Source organism: Teretinema zuelzerae (genome assembly GCF_021021555.1).
GTDB classification, from domain to species: domain Bacteria; phylum Spirochaetota; class Spirochaetia; order Treponematales; family Treponemataceae; genus Teretinema; species Teretinema zuelzerae.
Genome location: NZ_JAINWA010000003.1, coordinates 1,588,024 through 1,604,994, shown reverse-complemented (window position 1 = coordinate 1,604,994; position 16,971 = coordinate 1,588,024). Strand labels below are relative to the sequence as shown.

Here is a 16,971-nt window from a genome sequence, read left to right as displayed (position 1 = left end):
CTAGGAGAAGCATGAAAATTCTTCTGGTATCCGATATTCACGCGAATCTTCCCGCGTTACAGGCAGTTCTCGACGGAGCGGGCTTTTTTTCGGGCCTCGTATGCCTGGGAGACACGACCGGGTACGGGCCGGATGCCGCCTCATGCCTGGCCGAACTCAGGAACCTGGAGAAAACGCTCGAGTTTTCCGTGATCCTTTCAGGCAATCACGACGCACTGCTCTCCGGGCATCTTTCATCCTCATGGTTTAATCCTCACGCCCTCCGCGGAGTGAAGGACACCGCCCGGACGCTGGACCAGGACGCGAAACGGTGGGTTTCGGGACTCCCGTCTTCAAAAAAGATATTTCCGGGAGTGTACGTCTCCCACGGCTCTCCGCTCGAACCGTTGACCGGCTATCTCTGGGGCGGCATCGAAACGGCCGAGGTTTTCAAATGGATGGAAGCAGAAAAGTTGACTCTCTGTTTTTGCGGGCACACCCATGAGGCCGCCGTTTTTTCCGACTATCTGCCGCCCGGAGTCCTTCATCCGGTTCCCGGACGTGTCGTTAAAGCGGACGGGGAACGGAAAATCGTCAATCCGGGAAGCGTCGGCTTCCCGCGGAGCTTTAACGGCTTGAACGAAGTTCCTGCGCTCGAATCCTGGCCGGCGTATTACGCTCTCTGGGATACCGAGTCGCAGGAAGTGGAATTCCGCGAGGCGGTCTACGACCGCCGCGGAGTAGAAAGCAGAATGCCCTGACGGGCTGCGCCCGACCCGGTCATTCCAGGCTCGAAAGATATTCCCAGCGGAGGATTTTTTCCTCCAGCTCTGTCCCCGTTGCGGTAAGTTGTTCGCTTATTTCAGCCAATAGGCGATGATCCGAGCTTCCCGATGAAAGCTTGTTTTCCAGCTCGGTTTTCCGTTCTTCCAGTTTTTCTATGACGTTTTCTATCTCTGCGTATTCCTGGGCTTCGCGGAAGCTTCGTTTCTTTTTCTTTGGCTGAGCCGCGTTTTTCGCCGCTTCCTCTGTCCCCGCTTTCGACGCGTTTTTCGCGGCCGCTTCCTTTGCCTCTTCCGCCGCGCTCTGGCGCTCGTTTTCCCTGACAACGAGATATTCGGAGCAGGTGCCGACGAATCCCGAGATCGATCCGTCGTCTTCCAGGATAAAAAGCGTGTCCACTACGCGGTCCATGAAATACCGGTCGTGGGAGACGACCAGCAGGCAGCCCCCGAAGCCTTCCAGGAAGGATTCGAGGACGCTCATCGTATAAATGTCGAAATCGTTTGTCGGTTCGTCCAGCACGAGAAAGTTCGGATTTGACATCAGCAGGCGCACGAGATACACCCGCTTCCGTTCGCCGCCGGAGAGGCTGAGCAGGGGAGAGTACTGGACGCGGCCTTCGAAGCCGAATTGCTCGAGCATTTTCGAGGCGGTAAGCTCGGTGCCGTCCGAGCGGGTGATGACCTCGGCTTTTTCCTTGATGTACTCGAGCACGGTCATGTTCAAGTCAGGAAACTCCGGATTCTGCCGGTAATAGCCGAATACGGTGTTGTCGCCCGCCGACCTCCGTCCACCGTCGGCTTCGACCTCGCCCATCAGGATATTGAGAAGGGTTGTTTTGCCGGAACCGTTGTCTCCGAATACGCCTATTCGTTCGCCCTTCTTAAACTGATAGGAAAAATCCCTGATGACCGTTTTTGTTCCGCCGGGCACGGGCCAGGCTTTGGAAATGCCTTCGACTTCGAGGATTTTTCCGCCCAGCCGCCGTCCGGTGACTTCGAAGGCGAAGCCCTTGTCCTGGGCGAACTTTTCGCGGTTGATCATTCGATGAATGGAGTCGATGCGCGCCTTTGCCTTGGTTCCCCGAGCTTGCGGTCCGCGGAGAAGCCATTCGCGCTCTGTGCGCAGGACGCTCTCGATTCTGGCGTCGGTATTGGCGGCTATCTCTTCCGCGATAGCCTTTTTTTCGAGATATTTCGAGAAATTCCCTTCGTAGAGCGTTACCGTTTTTCTGTCTATTTCCCTGATGGAAGTGCAAATCGAGTCCAGAAAGTAGCGGTCGTGAGTCACCATGAGGACGCTGCGCGGCGTGGTTCGCAGGTGTTCTTCGAGCCAGGCGATGGTGGTGATGTCCAGATGGTTCGTCGGTTCGTCCAGAAGGAGGACCTTGGTGTCTTCGATAAGAACCTGGGCGAGCGACACTTTTTTCGCCATGCCGCCGGAAAGGGTTCCCATCTTCAATTCGAGGTTCGTGATCCCGAGCGTGGTCAGGATGGAGCGGATGGAGTTTTCGTAATTCCACAGGTCCTTCGAATCCATTTCATGGGTGAGCCGTTCGAGCTCGCGCCGGACGCGCTCCGAGGGCGATGTTTGGCCCGCTCGGGAGAGCAGCTCGCAGGCGTCTTCGTACTCGCGGATGATTTTGAGCTTGGGGCTGTCGGATTTATAGATGTGCGCCCGTATGGTGTCGCCGGGCTCGAATTCGGGATTTTGCGGAAGGAATGAGACGCCGGCTTCCTTGTTGACGACGATCGAGCCCGAGTCCGGGGGGATGACGCCCGCGATGCACCGAAGCAGGGTGCTTTTTCCGGATCCATTACGTCCGATAAGGGCGGCTTTTTCGCCTTCGTCAAGGCCGAAGGTTACGTCTACGAACAGGGGGGCTTCGCGGCCCATGCGGGTGAGCTTGCTGACGGAAAGAAGATTCATTCCCGGGAGTATATCAGGTTGCACCGTTCCGGAGAAGGAGCCTGTTCGGTTGCCGAAGAGGCTTTGGGGGTTGTATTATTCGGGAATGAAGAAAGCTTCCTCTGTCCCCGAGAACGACGACGGCGGGTTTCATAGACTCAATCCGGACGAGATACATCGGGTTTTTGAGCTCCTCTCCGCCGGGAATCCAGCGCCTGAAACAGAACTGGAGAGCACGAACGCGTATACGCTTCTGGTCGCGGTGGTTCTTTCCGCGCAGATGACGGATAAAGGCGTGAACCGCGCGACCGGGCCGCTGTTCGAACGCGTGTCGACGCCGGCGCAGATGCTCGAGCTCGGCGAGGATGGATTGAAGGAATACATCAAATCCGTGAATCTCTATCCGACGAAGGCGCGCCATATCATAGCTATGAGCCGAATGCTCGAAGATAACTTCGGCGGAACGGTTCCCGGGGACAGAGCATCGCTTGAAAGCCTCCCCGGAGTCGGCCGGAAAACGGCGAATGTCGTGCTGAACGTCGTATTCGGAGAGGCTGCGATGCCGGTCGACACGCATCTGCTCCGTTTGGCCCCGCGTTTGGGCTTAAGCTCCGCCGCGACTCCCCGCGGAGTCGAGGACGACCTGATGCGAATAATTCCCGCAGCCTGGATCCGGCATGCCCACCACTGGCTCTTGCTCCACGGAAGATACGTGTGCGTAGCGCGGAAGCCGAAATGCGCCGAGTGCGTGCTTTCCGTGCTCTGTCCCCGAAACGGGCTCTGAAACGACTCTTCCGCTGTTCAGTTTTTTTTCAGGATATAGAGGAATTCGGTGACATGCTTGCTTCTGTTCTGCAGGTTTCTGCTTCCCCTGAAGGCGTTATACCGCGTTTCGAGCGTTTCCACCGAGCCTTCAGCGGATAGAATTTCTTCCATTTCCTCCCGCGAGACGAAGCCCTCCGAATTGAAGGATACCAGCACGTATTTTGCCCGGATCCGTTCGATCAGTTTCCGCAATTCGGCGGGAGCTTCCTTTCTTCTATTGTATGGCGAGCGGTTCCAGTTTGAAGGGATTCCTGAAATCGGGGATATTTTTTCCGGACGTTCGTTGCGGGCAAGAACATTCAGCATGAAATAGTTCGATCCGTAGGGGTGCTGGTTGTACGGAGGATCGAGATATGCGAGATCCGTTTCGGGGACAGAGCACGCGGCCGCGAGCGCGTCTTCCTGGAGCACCTGAAAGTTTCCCTCGAAATCGCTGAAGACCGGGTATTCCAGAACGATGTTTCCGGTGATTCTGTTCAACGCGTCTCCCTTATGGCCCCCGAATTGTCCGATTCCCGTATGCCTGTTTTTGTAAAATCCCTTGAAAACACCCGCGGTGTTCGCATGAATCGAGGCTTCCGACAACAGGGGAGCGAGAAAAAACGGGCGGATTTCCTCCGGGTATTCGTCTATCAGCGTCCTGGCGGTGTCCAGGTACAATGCGTTCCTTTTTGTGTAAAAAACGCGTTCTCCCCGATGAATCGCGTCTTCGCTGCCGGGCGCGTAGAGTTCTGAAATAATTCCCGGAATAAAACGGTTTTCCGCCAGTTTTTTCGTCAGATCCCGGTACTGCTCCTTGAGTCCCAGTTTTTCCGCATCCGGGCGATTGGTCAGATAACAGGTGTTTATGATTTTCGAATAGAGTTCAAGATCGTTCGCGATGATATGAGAGGCGTGTTTTTTAAAATAGCGGGAGACGATGCCCGAGCCTGAAAACGCGTCGAAGCACGAGAGCTTCCGCCCGCCCAGTTCGCTCCTGATTTTCCGCACCGCTTCGTCGATGAAGGGCAGAAGGGCCCGCTTGTTCCCGATATAGGTGATTACTTGTTCCGAAAGATATCGGGGGTTTTCCTGTGCGTCCGGCGCTTCTGTATTCATCGGAATCAGTGTATCTGAATTGCGGTGTTTTCGCCATCTTGCTCTTCTGTTTCGCTTCCTTTTCATCGTAGTCCTTGACAGGGAGTCGGTCATATAGTTTAATTGTTGTATGCAAAGAGAAACCGGTTTCTCTTTGAGAAACCGAATAATATATGAAGAGGTACTGCGAATGCATTCGTCACTTTTAATACACGGGTCGTCTCTGCCATCGATTCCCTGGGAAGAACGTCCTGAGGGGGACTCTTCCGTTTTATGGAGGTATTCACAAAATCCGGTGATCGGGCGCGACGCCGCGGCTGACACGAACAGCATTTTCAACAGCGCGGTCGTTCCCTTCAGGGACGGTTTCGCGGGAGTTTTCCGCTGCGACGATACGTGCCGCCGGATGAATATCCGCGTCGGCTTCAGCAAAGACGGCATTTCATGGAGGATCGCCGATTCCCCGATTGACTTTATCAAAGCGTCTCTCGATATTCCGGACTCGGAATATAAATACGATCCCCGCGTTGTGTTCGTCGAGGATCGGTATTGGATCGTATGGTGCAACGGATATCACGGCGCGAGCATCGGCATGGGCTACACCTTCGATTTTGAAACCTTCCAGCAGATAGAGAATCCTCTGATGCCCTACAACCGGAACGGAGTCCTCTTTCCCCGAAAGATCGGAAATAATTACGCGTTGTTGAGCCGGCCGAGCGATTCGGGGCATACGCCCTTCGGCGATATTTTTTATTCTGAAAGTCCCGACATGACATATTGGGGAAAACATCGCCATGTGATGTCTCCTCTGGGAAGCCAGAGCCTGTGGCAGAGCACCAAAATCGGTGCGGGCCCGGCTCCTATCGAAACGAAGGAAGGCTGGCTCCTTTTCTATCACGGCGTATTGAACAGCTGCAACGGATTCGTCTATTCGTTCAGCGCTGCTCTGCTTGACCTCGATCAGCCATGGAAGGTGATCGCCCGCGCGCGGCCCTATCTCATTTCCCCCCAGAAGACGTATGAATGCGTCGGAGACGTGCCGAACGTCGCGTTCCCCTGCGCGGCCCTGACGGATTCGGACACCGACAGGGTGGCCGTTTATTACGGCTGCGCCGACACCTCGACCGGGCTGGTCTTTGGACGGATCGGCGAAATCATCGACTTCGTGAAGCAGAACAATGCGATCGGCTGATGTTACTCTGTCCCCGCTGTATTCGCGGCTGGAAAACCTTTCAACGTCCGCGCGGGAGGAACTGGCCGGCAATATACTCCCGTTCTGGCCGAAGCACGGGCGGGATCTGCCTTCAAAGGGCTTCTTCGGAAGTCTTCGGTACGGTAACGAAGGCGACGCCGCGGAACCGCGCTCCGTCGTGATGACTGCCCGCCATCTCTGGACGTATAGCGCCGCCTCCCGCGTCCTGAACGATTCATCCTGGATGGATACGGCGGATTACGCGTACGCCGCGCTTACGGACAATTTCGTCGATAGAAAGCACGGCGGCGTTTTCTGGTCTGTGTATGCCGACGGCAGCCCGTGCGTAGAAAAAAAGCAAATATACGGAGAAGCTTTCGCGCTCTACGCTTTTTCCGAATATGCGCGCGCGCTCGCCGAGGTACGGAAAGACGGCGAGGCGGCAGCTGCCGCTTTCGATCATGCCCGCGCCGTCTGGACTCTTCTGGAAACACATGCGCGGGACCGTTCCGGCGGCGGCTACGTCGAAGCGCGAGCGCGGGACTGGTCTGCCACGACTGATTTGAAACTATCCGGGAAGGACATAGATTGCGCGAAGTCCATGAATACAAATCTTCATGTCGTTGAAGCGTATACGTCGTTTTATCGGACTCTTTCCATCGCGTTTCCGGATGATATCGATCTTCTTTCTCGGGTCGCCGCGTCTCTTGCCACCCTCGTTCGGGCGACGACAGAAAAAATCATCGGTTCTGACGGGCATCTCGACCTCTATTTTACGCAAGACTGGAAGCCGATAGGCGATATCGTGTCGTTCGGCCACGATATCGAAGCCAGCTGGCTGTTATGGGAGGCCGCTTGCGAGTTGAAGAACGCTGCTTTGAAAAACGGAATACGCGAGGCGGTTCTGCGCCTGGCGGAGATTTCGCTGGCGGAGGGCGTTTCCGACGCGTCGGGCGCCCTTGATAACGAGATCCACGGCGGACGGCGGGATTCGACCCGGGTATGGTGGTGCCAGGCTGAAGCCGTCGTCGGTTTTTTCAACGCATGGCAAATCTCCTCGGACGAACGTTTTCTGGATGCAGCCGAAAAAACATGGAATTGGATTATGACTCGCCAAAAAGATGCCGAGGGCGGCGATTGGCACGCCTCGGTCGCTCCCGACGGACGGCCGCTTTTCAGCGAATTAAAGGGCGGAAACTGGAAAACCGGCTATCATAACGGACGATGCTGCATGGAATTAATCGAGCGCGCCGCCCATTCAGGCGCGGCCGCGATGCGGGGACAGAGCAAGGAGAGTGAATCATGATGTTGAGCAATTTTGCAGACAGGCTCGCGATGCTGGAAGCTGGACACCGGGCCCTGGTCGAGCAGCCGAACGAGCCGGTCCTTCCGGGAAACGGCATTTATGTGCGGTATAAAAATCCCGTGGTAACCGCGGCCCACGCGCCGCTGTCCTGGCGGTACGATCTCAATCCGGAGACGAACCCCTATTTGATGGAGCGCATGGGAATAAACGCGGCCTTCAACTCGGGAGCGATAAAGCTTCAGGATCGCTACTGCCTGGTGGTTCGTGTCGAGGGCATGGATAGGAAGAGCTTCTTCGCGGTAGCGGAAAGCCCGAACGGCATAGATTCCTTCAGGTTCGCCGAGTATCCGGTCGAGCTTCCGCAAACCGACAATCCCGATGTGAACGTCTACGACATGCGCCTTACCGCCCATGAAGACGGCTGGATATACGGCCTCTTCTGCACGGAGCGCAAGGATCCCGCCGCGCCGAAGGGAGACACTTCAAGCGCTGTCGCCGCTGCCGGCATCGTGAGGACGAAGGATCTGAAAACCTGGATACGTCTGCCTGATTTGAAAACGGCGTCTCCTCAGCAACGTAACGTCGTGCTTCATCCCGAATTCGTCGATGGGCTCTATCTGCTCTATACCCGTCCTCAGGACGGTTTTATAGAAACCGGCTCAGGCGGCGGCATTTGCGCGGGCTTGAGCGAAACCATGGACGGAGCTGTTTTAATGACCGAGACTCTGCTCGATGAAAAGACGTATCACACGATCAAGGAATTGAAAAACGGCGCGGGCGCGGTGCCCATCAAAACCTCTAAGGGCTGGCTGCATGTCGCCCACGGAGTGAGAAACACCGCCGCCGGCCTCCGCTACGTCGTGTACGCCTTTATGACGTCCCTGGAGGATCCTTTCAAGGTAATCGCGCGTCCCGGCGGCTACCTCATAGCGCCCGAGGGCGGAGAGCGCATAGGCGACGTGTCGAACGTCGTATTCGTAAACGGAGCGATAGCCGAGGCGGACGGGCGACTGCTGATCTATTACGCCTCGTCGGATACCCGCCTCCATGTCGCAGAATCCACCGTAGACCGTCTGGTCGATTACTGCTTGAACACGCCGGAAGATCCGCTTACCTCGCAGGGCTCGGTTGCCCAGCGCGTCGCTTTGATATCCCGGAATTCGCGCCTCTAGAATTTCTTTTTTTCTCATCGGGCCTATAACAACGATTCTTTTTTTTACGGCCGGCCGGCGGATGTATTCCGCCGCGCCGGCCGTTTGCTTTTTATTCAAGGCCCGGCGAGGTGCGTTTTTTTCTTATAATCGCGCAAATAAAACTTGACAGCTCAAGTTCTCATGATATACTGACCTAAATTATTTGAGAAACCGGTTTCTCAAATAACTACGCAATGGAGGAGAAAAGTATGAGAAAACTTGGTATTTTAGCGGTTTTCGGATTGTGCATGATTGCATCGGGACCCGTATTTTCTAATGGTGCGAAGGAAACCGGTTCCTCTTCGTCTGGTGGCATTTCAGGATCGCTGGTAGTCCTGCATCACCGTACGGATTGGAACGACACGAAATTTCAGGAATATCGGGAGAAATTCAACGAAAAGCATCCGGACGTCAGCATCGAATTCGAAGCGATCACCGATTACGCCGGCACGGTCCGCACCCGCATGAGCACGAAATCCTACGGCGATGTCCTCATGATGGTGACCAATCCGCCGATTCCCCAGGACTTCGCGAACTTTTACGAACCGGTCGGAACAAAGTCCGAGATGAACAAGAAGTACGACTTCATCGAGCAGAGCGCCCAGATTTCATTCGGCGACGATGTCTACGCGTTCCCTATCAACGCGAACGTCGGCGGCCTCGTCTATAACAAGCGGGTATTCGAAAAGGCGGGAATCAAGAAATTCCCGAAAACCTCTGAGGAATTCTATAAAGCTCTCGAATCGATCAAGACCCGGACCGACGCGGTTCCTCTGTATCTCAACTATCCTTCCAAGTGGACCCTTGTCCAGTGGGAAGGCGGCAGGAACTCTTATTCCGGCGATCCTGACTGGGCGAACAAGATGATCCATATGGACGCTCCCTTCGCTGCCGGTTCCCCTCACTACGAGATGTACAAGGTCATGTACGAGGTGGTGAAACGCGGACTGTGCGAAAAGGACATTCTCACCTCTGATTGGGAAGCTTCGAAACAGATGCTGGCTGACGGAAAAATCGGCGTGATGAATCTCGGCGGCTGGGCGGTAGGCCAGATCATGGCCCTCGCGTCTAATCCCGCGGACATCGGATACATGCCCTATCCCTCGAGCGTAAAAGGCAAGATGTATTCCGAAGTCTCCCTCGACTACAACATCGCGGTGAATAAATACAGCAAGAACAAGGCGGCCGCGATGGCTTTCGCCCGCTGGTTCAGCGATGAATCCGGGTATGCGCAGGACAACCAGAGCATACCGGCCCTCAAGGGCAGCGCCTTCCCTGCGGTTCTGGACAGCTTCAAGGAAAGCGACGTGCAGTACATAACCGGCAATCCGCCGAAGGCCGGCGAGGACGGTTTATTCGACAAGATCGATAAAGAAGCAGAGATCGGTTTCTGGGCAGATCCGCAAAAAATCAGAATAGTCGACGCCGCGATGGGTACCACGAAAGAATCCTTCGACGACATCATGAATGACTGGAATGCCCGCTGGGCGAAAGCGCGGAAAACCCTCAACGTAACTCCGTAATGCGTTTCCGTCCGCGGCGCGGACATGACGGCTCGGAGCGCCCGCCTGAGGGCGCTCCTGGCTTGCTTTGACGACTTAAACAAGGACTATAGCATGAAGCGTTTTTCCCAATTGACATATGCCCGGCAACAGCGCGTTGTAGCGGCTGTTTTTCTCGCGGTTCCCCTGGCGCTTGTTGCGATCTTCGGATACCTCCCGTTTTTCAGCATGATCGAATACAGCTTTCTCAGATGGGACGGCTTGAGCTCCAAAGAGTTCATAGGCCTTGCGAACTACGTCGACGCGATGACGAGGGTCGAGAATTTCCGCGTATTCTTCGTAAGCCTCTATTACTTCGGCGCGTCGTTCATTCAGTTGGGACTTGCCTTGTTCTTCGCGACGGTTCTTTCCTTCAAAGTAAAGGGGCATTCGTTTTTCAAGGGCGTGCTTTTTTTCCCGAACCTGATCAACGGCGTCGCGATCGGTCTGGTGTTCCTGTATTTCTACAAGGATACCGGTACCCTCAATACTTTTTTGAAACTCCTCGGAATCGACAGCGACGTGTTGTGGCTGACGAATCCCTCGCTGGTCAACTATTCGATCGCGGCTACCTCCGTTTGGCGGTACATGGGATACAACATGGTGATGTTCCTCGGCGCGATTCAATCGATTCCCTCCGATATTTACGAAGCCGCCGAAATTGACGGCGCGAATAAATGGCAGATTTTCTGGCGCATCATTTTTCTTTCCATCCTTCCTATCATCGAACTGATGGTTATTCTTTCCATCACCGGATCGCTTTCGGTTTTCGAGACGCCCTACATCATGACCGGCGGCGGAAACGGGAGCGAGACCTTCGTTATCAGGACGGTGAACACCGCGTTCAGTTTTAATAAATTCGGACTCGCCTCGGCGATGGCGATGATTCTTACGGCGATAGTTCTGACCGTGACCTTCATCCAGAAGAAAATTTTCAAGGAGAGGTGATCTGAATGCAAACAGTCTTTACTTTCGCAAACGCGCAGAGCAAGCGGTCGGTGCTGAGCCTTACTCTTGTGTACCTGCTACTTATTACGGCATCGGCGCTCACTATTTTGCCGCTTTTGGTTATTTTCATCGGATCATTTAAAACCGGAGCCGAATTCAACACGACGGGGGCTTTCGATCTCCCGGCAGTCTGGATTTTCGACAACTACCGGACAGCCTTCCTCCGCGGGAAAATGGCTCTCGGGTTTTTCAATACTTTTATTCTCATCGCCGGCGCGTGCGCGGGTTCGATTTTGACCGGGACAATGGCGTCCTATGCGCTCCATCGGTTCGAGTTCAGGGGACGCGCGTTCATCAAAAACATATTTCTGTGGATTGTTTTGATTCCGTCTACGACAGCCCAGGTTTCGCGGTTTCAGATCGTCAACGCGCTCGGCCTTTATAACACCCGCGCCGTCGGCATCATCCTGGCCATGGGAACGGACATCATGGCGATATACATCTATCTGCAATTTCTGGAGAGCATTTCGCGGTCGCTCGACGAGTCCGCGATTCTGGACGGGGCCGGATATTTCCGCGTGTATTGGCAGATCGTCATGCCCCTGCTGAAGCCCGCCACGGTGACGGTGCTCATCATCAAGGCAATCGGCATGTACAACGATTTTTATACGCCGTTTCTATATATGCCGAAGCAGTCTTTGCAGGTGATTTCCACGGCGCTGTTCAAATTCAAAGGGCCGTACGGGTCTCATTGGGAGATCATCTGCGCGGGAATCATGATCGCGGTGCTCCCGACTCTTGTGTTGTTTCTCGCCCTGCAGAAGCAGATTTATTCCGGCCTGGTTCAGGGAGCCGTTAAGCAATGAGCGGTTTATCGAGCGAAGTCCGCAACGATTCCGCAAAATCCGGGAAACCGAGGCGGTACGGCTTTAATTTTCTGTGGATGTTCTCGGCCGCGGAGGACGGATCGGCAGCTCCCGGCGATATCGTGATCGACGAAAGGGAGCTCGATTTCGCCGCGGGCATGGGATGCAATTTCGTCCGCATACCGCTTGATTACCGTTTCTGGATCAGGGATTTCCGCTACGGAGAACCCGACATGAACATGATTTCACGGGTTGACGACTGCGTGCGCGCCGTGACGAGCCGCGGCATGCATTGCTCTCTCAATCTTCACCGTGCTCCGGGATACTGCATCAACGGCAACGAGCGCGAGCGGCACAACCTGTGGCTGGACGGCGTAGCTCGGGACGCCTTTGTTTCTCAATGGGAGTTCTTCGCCGGGAGGTACGCCTCGATTCCTGCCGATCTCTTGAGCTTCGACCTGTTAAACGAGCCTCCCGAGATCGGACAGTACGGAATGACGCGGGACTCTCACGAAGCGATCATGCGCCGAACGGCCGCAGCCATCCGCGCGAAATCGCCGCAGCGGCCCGTCGTTCTCGACGGACTGGGCGGCGGCAACATCGCCATCCCGGAACTCGCAGACCTCGGCGCCGTGTTGAGCACCCGCGGCTACCAGCCCATGCCGGTTACCCACTACCGCGCTTCCTGGTGCTCCGAGACGCGGGGGCTTCCGCTTCCCGAGTATCCCGGTACCCGCTACGCCGGCAAGACTTGGGACAGAGCGGCTCTGTTTGAGCACTACCGCCCCTGGCGGGAACTATCGGAAACAGGAATCGAGGTGCATGTCGGAGAATTCGGCGTGTACAACAAGGTGGACAATGCACTCGCGCTCCGCTGGTTTTCCGACGTGTTATCGGTTTTCAACGAGCTCGGCTGGGGGTTCGCCCTATGGAATTTTTCAGGCGATTTCGGAATCGCTTCCCACGGGAGGCCCGGCGCGCGTTGGGAGTCGATGAACGGCTTCCGCATCGACCGGGACATGTACGAGCTTTTTCGCGAACACATGATATGAAAAAAGGAGTTGACGAAATGAATCTTAATTACGATGCAAGGCCTGCCTCTCAGGCCTTTCGCGCGCAGCGGGTCTTAATCCGCGCAGCCGCTTTTTCGATGCGCGCCGCCGCCGGCCTTCTTCTTGTCTGCTCTCTTGCAGCTTGCGCAACCGCCGCCTCCCGGCAGAACGAACATGCCGCCGCTCAAGGCTTCGTCGCGGTGAAGGACGGCCGGTTCATGCTCGACGGCAAACCTTTCCGCTTCGTCGGCACGAACAACTACTATATGCACTACGAGTCCGACAAAATGCTTTCCGACGTGCTCGACGCCGCGGTCGCCATGGATGTCCGCGTTTTGCGCGTGTGGGGCTTTATGAACGGCATGACCAGCCAGAACCGCGACCATAACGTATACGGGATGACCGAGCCGCCGACTGCGGAATCCGGGGGATCCTTCGGAGTGCCTGAATCGAAAAAGAACGCCAAGGGAGCGAAGGACGCGTTCGAACGCCTCGATTTCACCATCGCTGAAGCCGGGAAGCGCGGCATCAAACTCGTGATAGCGCTTAACAATTACTGGGCTGATTTCGGCGGAATCCAGCAGGGCTCCGCCTGGCAACAGTGGTTCGATCTTGAGAAGCCTACCGACTTTTACTCTGATCCCGCAGCCCGCGAAGCGTACAAAGCGTATGTTTCATGGATGCTGAACCGCGTGAACAGCTACACCGGCGTGCCGTATAACCGCGATCCGACGATCATGACCTGGCAGCTTATGAACGAGCCGCGCAATCCCGACGATAAAAGCGGAAAAATCGTGACGGCCTGGGCGAAAGAAATGAGCGGCTGGGTAAAGAAACACGCTCCGCTCCAGCTATGCGCAGTCGGAGACGAGGGCGCGTTCAATAGAAAAGACCTTCAGGGATTTATGGATGAAGGGAACCATCTGTATAACGGTTTCGAGGGCACCGACTTCGACGCTCTCCTGGCGTTGAAAGATATCGATTACGGCACCTATCACCTGTATCCCGAGAGCTGGGGAATTTCGGCAGAAGCAGTCGCCGGCTGGGGCGTCAAGTGGATCAAGGATCATGTCGATTCCGGAAAGGCGCTCAAGAAGCCCGTCGTTCTTGAAGAGTACGGAATTTCAGCCTCGGGCGGCCAGAACAGACTCGCTATCTACGACCTGTGGAACAATACTGTTCTCGAGTCGGACGGCGCCGGATCGATGTATTGGATACTGACCGCGTCGAACGATAAAGAATTCGGAGAGCCCGGAGCGGACGGCCTCTACGACGATTACGACGGATTCCGAATCATGAACGACGACAGCGATGTGTCTGCCCTGCTCAGAAGATACGCGGCCCGATTCGAGGGGGAAGAAAGAGATGCCGACAAGACGCGCGTCTATATGCTCGACCCGGCCAAGGACCGGGAAGCGAAAGATTTTTTCCGCTTGCGGTTTCTCGTTATCGAAGAGGGCAAACGCCTCAAGGATGGATGGCTCCACATCGACGGAAAGAAATCGAATCTTCTCCAGTACAACCGCGAACAGAACGCGTGGCGATACAACCTTGATACGAATGCTATCGAGGACGGAACGATCCTTGCCGTCAAAGGCGTATTTACCTTCGACGACGGCTCAGTTCTTGAAACCCCTGAGCGGAAAATTACGATATCAAACCGCGTTTCCTACAGCGAGCTGATCGCCTACGATTTTGCCGACTCAACCTACGGAGCCTCCTCTCTGGGCGCGTATCAGGCGAGCCTGAAAACCATCTCGCACTCGAAGCTTAACGGCGGAATGCTCGCGGTCGACGCCGACTTTCCCGGAATCAACGAATGGGAAGAACTCAAGGTAAAGATGGTTCCGCTTGAAGGAGTATCGGGGAGCGCTAAAATCCGCTTCACTCTCTATTTCCGCAAGGACCTCGCGGTTCCCTCGTCTACGAAATCAAAACCGGAAAATTCGCTGCCCGGAACGCAGCCCTACGCCGCCTTCGACCCCGGCTGGGTAAAGACGGGCCTCCACGAAAGCAACCAGTATCTGCGCGATCTCGAAATCCTGAAGCTCGACGACGGAAAAGAATACTATCGCCAAATCGTCGAGATCGAGTACTTCAGCAATCCCCAATTCACCGGCGTTACGCTCTGCCCGACCCTCGGCTTCGTCGCCTACCCGGGAACCGTCTATATCGACGATCTGATTTTGTATAAGAAAGACTGATGCTGTCGGTCGGCCGGGGAGCTTCGCGGCTCTCCGGATTTTGTTTCCGGTTGCGCAACTCCGGTTTCCTGGTGTAGGGTATGTGAAACCATGAAGCTTACGATCAATGAAATTGCCGATATCGCGAAAGTAGCAAAGAGCACCGTTTCAAAGGCCTTGAACGGCCACAAGGGAGTGAGCGAGGAAAACCGTCGCCGGATACTCGAACTGGCGGAAAGGCTGAATTACGAACCAAGCGCCTCGGCACAGGCCCTTGCCTCGAGCAAAACCGGAACCATCGGCTTATTGATCCCTCACGAAGCGGGCTACTCCCTTTCCGGCGCCTATTGGTCGGCAATCATTACCGCAATCGCCCAGGCCGCGAATCGACGCAACTATTCCCTCATGATCCTGACGCCCGTAAGCGACGACGATCTGGCCTCTCCCATCGAAGCCGTCATACGGCGCAGGAATGTAGACGGCTTGATTATCGGCGCCGAACAAATCGATCCAGGCGTCACTTCCCGGCTCATCGAAGAAGAAATTCCCTTTGTGTTCATCGGACGGAACACGCAGGTTCAGCATTATTCCGTAGACGTAGATAATTTCGGCGGGAGCGAGCGGCTGGTTCAATGGATGATCGGCCGGGGATACAAGAAAATCGCCTGTCTTTCAGGCCCTGCAGGATATCTGTACAGCCAACAGCGCATCGACGGATATCTCTCGGCGCTCAAAAAGGCCGGCATCGACTGGCACGACGTGACCCATACCGAATATTCCTCCGACTCCACGCAAAAAGCAGTCGCCCGCATCGTAGAAAAATATCCCGATCTCGACGCTCTCTACATCACCGCCGGCGGCGACTTTCTCCTCGATTGCATCGACATTCTTCGATTGTCAGGGAAAAACATCAAAAAAATAGGCCTTGGCGCCTTCGACGATTACCGCTTTTTCGATTATCTCGACATACCCGTCTGTACTATCAGGCAACCCCTGAAGGATATCGGAGTCGACGCCGCGGAAATGCTTTTTTCCTTCCTTTCAGGATCCGTTCCCCGCGAAATGAACAAAATTCTCGATGTTGAATTGATTCTTCGCTGATCCGGTGTTGACAAGCTGGCGGAAAAAGAAGATCTTTTAGTTAGTATTGGTTAACAATTATGGAGCTTGATAGGGCGTATGTTGCTATGGACGTACGTTGCTCTGTCCCCATGATTAGATCGTTATCTAAGGAGATATTCATGGCTACTTTATTTTCAATACTTGCAGTTATCGCCCTTGCGGTTTTCGCCGGCTGGAACGTGTTCAGGAAATCCTCGTCAACAGGATCCGGCGGAGGGTGTTCCGGAGGATGCTCCGGCTGTTCCGGATGCGGATCCTTTCAGGCAAAAGAAGAGCAGGGCAGCTGATTGCGCCCTTCGAAGCAGAAGGGCGATGGTGGAAAAAATACTGAAGAGCCGGTATACTGAGCCTCATAGGAGACTGTGAACTACATGTATATCGACCTTCTCGGCTACACCGCCTCTTTCATTATTCTCATATCGCTGACAATGAAATCCATCGTAAAACTCCGGTGGATAAATGCTGCCGGTTCCCTGCTTTTTGTAGTTTTCGCTTTTTTAACCCGCTCCGCTCCGACGGTTGTCATGAATGTGGGAATTATTTTCATAGACCTTTGGTTCGTTCTCCGCATATCGCGGATCAAAGCCGAGTATGAGCTCGTTAAAGCGGAACGCGGCAGCGCCCTCCTTGATTTCTTTTATTCAAAGCATCGCGATGAGATCGATCAAATTTTCGGAGAAACCGCGTTCGAGGACGCCCGGGGATTTTCGTACTTCATGTGCAACGGTGAAATCGCCGGACTTTTCGCGTGGAAGGACTCGAGCCCGACCGAGTGCCAGATACTCGTCGATTATGTTACGCCTCAATACCGCGACCTCAGAATAGGAACCTGGTTTTTCGAGAAGCAGCTTCCCTATTTCAAGGACAAAGGCTATTCCCGATTCGTGTACGAGAATGTCGGAAAAGATCACTGGAAGTATCTTGAACGCATCGGCTTCGTACATGGAGCACTCGGCTCGTTTTCCAAGGAAATCGTGTAAAGACGAACTCCGAGCT

Annotated in this window: 15 protein-coding genes; 13 read left to right on the top strand and 2 right to left on the bottom strand. The window is 54.9% G+C overall.

Annotated features, from left to right (window positions below; translation table 11 throughout):
• Positions 1-11: 11 nt before the first annotated feature.
• Complete coding sequence (locus K7J14_RS14190) at positions 12-740, top strand: metallophosphoesterase family protein (RefSeq protein WP_230757777.1); 729 nt, start codon at positions 12-14, stop codon at positions 738-740.
• 19 nt (positions 741-759) lie between these two features.
• Here K7J14_RS14190 and K7J14_RS14185 read toward each other — a convergent pair whose 3' ends face one another.
• Positions 760-2,691 carry an ABC-F family ATP-binding cassette domain-containing protein gene (locus K7J14_RS14185; protein ID WP_230757775.1) on the bottom strand — a complete coding sequence of 644 codons (1,932 nt, stop codon included), beginning with the start codon at positions 2,689-2,691 and terminating at the stop codon, positions 760-762.
• 85 nt (positions 2,692-2,776) lie between these two features.
• Here K7J14_RS14185 and nth point away from each other — a divergent pair, with 85 nt between their 5' ends.
• Positions 2,777-3,454, top strand: coding sequence for an endonuclease III (gene nth / locus K7J14_RS14180; RefSeq protein WP_230757768.1), 678 nt, complete (start codon positions 2,777-2,779; stop codon positions 3,452-3,454).
• A gap of 17 nt (positions 3,455-3,471) precedes the next feature.
• On the opposite strand, the gene K7J14_RS14175 is transcribed toward nth, so the two are convergent.
• A complete protein-coding gene (locus K7J14_RS14175; RefSeq protein ID WP_230757767.1) occupies positions 3,472-4,593 on the bottom strand; it encodes a DNA adenine methylase in 1,122 nt (373 codons plus the stop codon).
• Between the two features lie 169 nt (positions 4,594-4,762).
• Here K7J14_RS14175 and K7J14_RS14170 point away from each other — a divergent pair, with 169 nt between their 5' ends.
• The 11 genes from K7J14_RS14170 (at position 4,763) to K7J14_RS14120 (ending at position 16,955) form a co-directional block, all read left to right on the top strand.
• A complete protein-coding gene (locus tag K7J14_RS14170; RefSeq protein ID WP_230757762.1) occupies positions 4,763-5,764 on the top strand; it encodes a glycoside hydrolase family 130 protein in 1,002 nt (333 codons plus the stop codon).
• Entirely contained in the window at positions 5,751-7,070 is a 1,320-nt protein-coding gene (locus K7J14_RS14165; protein ID WP_230757760.1) for an AGE family epimerase/isomerase, read from the top strand. Before K7J14_RS14170 ends, K7J14_RS14165 begins: the two co-directional genes overlap by 14 nt.
• Positions 7,067-8,242, top strand: a complete 1,176-nt coding sequence (locus tag K7J14_RS14160) for a glycoside hydrolase family 130 protein (RefSeq protein ID WP_330165605.1) — start codon at positions 7,067-7,069, stop codon at positions 8,240-8,242. The genes K7J14_RS14165 and K7J14_RS14160 overlap by 4 nt, the downstream gene beginning before the upstream one ends.
• Before the next feature lie 230 nt (positions 8,243-8,472).
• Complete coding sequence (locus tag K7J14_RS14155; RefSeq protein WP_230757758.1) at positions 8,473-9,786, top strand: ABC transporter substrate-binding protein; 1,314 nt, start codon at positions 8,473-8,475, stop codon at positions 9,784-9,786.
• A 93-nt stretch (positions 9,787-9,879) separates the two neighbouring features.
• The gene (locus K7J14_RS14150) at positions 9,880-10,752 is read left to right on the top strand and encodes a carbohydrate ABC transporter permease (RefSeq protein WP_230757756.1); all 873 of its coding nucleotides are present in this window, start codon (positions 9,880-9,882) and stop codon (positions 10,750-10,752) included.
• Positions 10,753-10,757: 5 nt separating this feature from the next.
• Positions 10,758-11,618, top strand: coding sequence for a carbohydrate ABC transporter permease (locus K7J14_RS14145; protein WP_230757754.1), 861 nt, complete (start codon positions 10,758-10,760; stop codon positions 11,616-11,618).
• Positions 11,615-12,670: a glycoside hydrolase family 5 protein gene (locus tag K7J14_RS14140; RefSeq protein WP_230757751.1), complete on the top strand. Its 1,056-nt coding sequence runs from the start codon at positions 11,615-11,617 to the stop codon at positions 12,668-12,670. The genes K7J14_RS14145 and K7J14_RS14140 overlap by 4 nt, the downstream gene beginning before the upstream one ends.
• Before the next feature lie 17 nt (positions 12,671-12,687).
• Positions 12,688-14,874, top strand: a complete 2,187-nt coding sequence (locus tag K7J14_RS14135) for a glycoside hydrolase 5 family protein (protein ID WP_230757750.1) — start codon at positions 12,688-12,690, stop codon at positions 14,872-14,874.
• 90 nt (positions 14,875-14,964) lie between these two features.
• Positions 14,965-15,954 carry a LacI family DNA-binding transcriptional regulator gene (locus K7J14_RS14130; protein WP_230757748.1) on the top strand — a complete coding sequence of 330 codons (990 nt, stop codon included), beginning with the start codon at positions 14,965-14,967 and terminating at the stop codon, positions 15,952-15,954.
• A 140-nt stretch (positions 15,955-16,094) separates the two neighbouring features.
• The gene (locus K7J14_RS14125) at positions 16,095-16,262 is read left to right on the top strand and encodes a FeoB-associated Cys-rich membrane protein (RefSeq protein ID WP_230757745.1); all 168 of its coding nucleotides are present in this window, start codon (positions 16,095-16,097) and stop codon (positions 16,260-16,262) included.
• A 75-nt stretch (positions 16,263-16,337) separates the two neighbouring features.
• Positions 16,338-16,955, top strand: coding sequence for a hypothetical protein (locus tag K7J14_RS14120; protein ID WP_230757743.1), 618 nt, complete (start codon positions 16,338-16,340; stop codon positions 16,953-16,955).
• The last annotated feature ends 16 nt before the right edge of the window (positions 16,956-16,971 follow it).